This window comes from Streptomyces katrae, from assembly GCF_000966975.1.
GTDB classification, from domain to species: domain Bacteria; phylum Actinomycetota; class Actinomycetes; order Streptomycetales; family Streptomycetaceae; genus Streptomyces; species Streptomyces katrae.
Map to the genome: position 1 here is coordinate 1 of NZ_JZWV01001455.1, position 2,819 is coordinate 2,819.

2 protein-coding genes and 1 pseudogene are annotated in these 2,819 nt (G+C 73.0%); all 3 read left to right on the forward strand.

Features of this window, described 5'->3' with window-relative positions; translation table 11 throughout:
• Positions 1-750: pseudogene (locus VR44_RS38260) on the forward strand (FtsX-like permease family protein); the annotation flags it as partial.
• Positions 747-1,706 (forward strand): ABC transporter ATP-binding protein, encoded by a 960-nt coding sequence (locus VR44_RS38265; protein WP_052714022.1) that lies wholly within the window; start codon positions 747-749, stop codon positions 1,704-1,706. The pseudogene VR44_RS38260 and the gene VR44_RS38265, both read left to right, overlap by 4 nt.
• Before the next feature lie 185 nt (positions 1,707-1,891).
• On the forward strand, positions 1,892-2,635 hold the full coding sequence (locus VR44_RS38270) for a class I SAM-dependent methyltransferase (protein WP_045952291.1): 744 nt from the start codon (positions 1,892-1,894) through the stop codon (positions 2,633-2,635).
• Positions 2,636-2,819: the final 184 nt, after the last annotated feature.

Sequence of the window (2,819 nt, forward strand, 5' to 3'; positions counted from 1 at the left end):
GGCTGCACCCCCGCACCGACGGGCCCGGGCGGCGAGACCGTGGTCCTGCCGGCCGGTCCCGCGACGGCCCTGATCAGCGGCGGTGTCCGCCCCAACCGGTGGCTCGCCCTCGGCCCCGTCGACGCGGAGCGGCTGCGCGCCCTGACCCGGGCCGCCCGCCCGGAGCCCGCGACGGCGTCCTCGGCCGCTCCCTCGACGCGGCCGGCCCCGGCACCCGGCGCGGGGCAGGCCCCGGACTCCGGGGCGAAGCCGGCCGACGAACGGTACCTGGTGCGCACCAGCGCCGAGTACGTCGCCGAGCTGGGCGCCGATCCGCTGCAGGGCTCGGCCGAGCGCCTGTTCTGGTCCTGCGTGGCCGCGGCGGCCGGCTTCGCGCTGCTGGCCGTCCTGCTGACCCTGCTGCGGACCGTCCCCGAGCGTGCCGCCCTGCTGGCCCGGCTGCGCACCATGGGGCTGCGCCGCCGCCAGGGCGTGGCGCTGATCCTCGCCGAGGCCCTGCCGCAGACCCTGGCCGCCGCGCTCGGCGGGGCCCTGGCGGCGGCGGCCGCGGTGGCGCTGCTGGGGCCGGCCATGGACCTGTCCACGTTGGTCGGCGCGAGCGCCCCGACCGGCGTACGGCTCACCCCGGGGGCCGTACTGGCCCCGGCCCTGGGCCTGGCCGCCCTGGTCGCCGCGGCCGTGCTCCTGGAGGCGGCGACATCCGGGCGACGCCAGATCACCACCGAGTTGAGAGCGGGAGACCAGCGTTGAACACCGACCAGCCGACGTACGAGGAACTGCGCCGCAGGGCGGTGGCCGCGACGCGGTCCCGCACCCCCGCGGCGGACGCCGCGATCGTCTGCGACCGTCTGGTGCGGATCTTCAGCACGGACGGCATCGAGGTGCAGGCGCTCCAGGGGCTGGAGCTGACGGTCGCCCAGGGGGACCTGGTGGCCCTCGTCGGCGCCTCGGGCAGCGGCAAGTCCACCCTCCTGAACATCCTGGCGGGCCTGGACGTGCCGACGGCGGGCAGTGCGGCGGTCGCCGGCTACGACCTGCTGGAGCTGTCCCCGAGGGACCGGCTGCGCTACCGGCGCGAAGCGGTCGGGTTCGTCTTCCAGCAGACGGCCCGCAATCTGCTGCCGTTCCTGACGGCAGCTCAGAATGTGGCGCTGCCCATGCAGTTGAAGGGCGGAGGCGGCCGGCGTGGCGCTCGCGCCCGCCAGTCCGCCCGGGTCGCCGAGGTGCTGGACGCCCTCGGGATCGGCGACCTGGCCGGCCGGCACCCGGCGCAGCTGTCGGGCGGGCAGCAGCAGCGCGTGGCGATCGCCGTGGCGATGGCGAACGACCCGAAGGTGCTGCTGGCCGACGAGCCCACCGGCGAACTGGACTCGGAGACCGCGGCGACGGTCTTCGAGGCCCTGCGCACCGTCAACAAGGAACTCGGCGTGACGGTGGTGATCGTCACCCACGACCCGATGGTGGCGGGCGAGGTCCGCCGCACCGTGGCGATCCGTGACGGCCGCACCAGCAGTGAGGTGCTGCGCAGCCTGGTCACCGACGAGCACGGCGCGGAATCGGTCAGCGAACGCGAGTACGTGGTCCTCGACCGCTCGGGCCGCGTCCAGCTGCCCCAGAAGTTCCTGGCGGCCCTGGGCATGGAACACCGCGTGGCGGTCGACCTGGCCCCGGACCGCATCGAACTGCGGCCGGACGGCGACAGTTGACCCGCCGGTCGGAGGAACCTCCCAGCCCTGGGGCGGAGTTCCCTGGTTTGTACGCACCTTGGTGGCGCCACCAGGAGTTTCGTGCATTCCACCAGTGCGGAGTGACCTTGGTGGCGGAGCAGACTTCCTGGTGAGGGCCGCGGCTCGTCAGGAGAGCCGACGCCGCAAATCGAGGGGGAACCACGATGAGTGGTCAGTTGTACGACGGTATCGGTGAAGCCTTCGAGGGCTTCAAGACCCTGCCCGTCATCCGCTACGCCGAAGTACCGGGCTTCCTGGCCCTGGTCGGGGACGTCACCGGCAAGTCCGTCCTGGACATCGCCTGCGGCACCGGCTTCTACAGCCGGGAGCTCAAGCGCCGCGGGGCGTCCCGCGTCTTCGGTTTCGACATCTCCGGCGCGATGGTCGACGCGGCCAGGGCGAGCGAGCGGGACGAGCCCCTCGGCATCGAGTACCAGGTCGCCGACACGGCCACCCTGCAGGTCTTCGACGAGCCGTTCGACGTGGCCGTGGCCGTGCAGGCCTTCAACTACGCGAGCGAGGTCGCGGAGATCGAGCTGATGATGCGCAACATCCGGCGCAGCCTCGTCGCCGGCGGCTCGTTCTTCCTGTTCGTCCAGGACCCGTCCTACGACTTCGGCGGCCCGTCCCTGGAGAAGTACGGCTTCCTGTTCGAGTCGACCGGGAAGGACAACGAGATCGGGCGGGGGATCCGCCTCACCGCCCTGCTCGACCCGCCGGTCTCCTTCGAGGCCGTCGTCCCGTCGAAGGAGACGTACGAGCAGACCCTGACGGCGGCCGGGTTCACCGGCATCGAGTGGGTCACGCTGGAGGTCTCGCAGGCGGGCGTGGAGAAGTTCGGCGAGGAGTTCTGGGCGGACTACACCGGCAACCGCCCGCTGACCATGATCCGCTGTACCGCCGCCTGATCCGTACGCGATGACACCGGCCCGGCCTCGTGCCGGGCCGGTGTCATCGGTGCCGCCGGGCGTGCCCGGACGCTGGGGCGGGTGCTGTCACAAGGTCTTCACACCCCGTGCATGGTTCCGGCGCGGCCGCGCGACCCATGATCGGCGGGCCCCCCGTTCCCGACTCGTATCCGAGGAGCACCCC

Excerpts from the sequence above, each read along its gene's own strand:
- VR44_RS38270 (WP_045952291.1), top strand. The coding sequence starts at position 1,892 with ATGAGTGGTCAGTTGTACGACGGTATCGGTGAAGCCTTCGAGGGCTTC.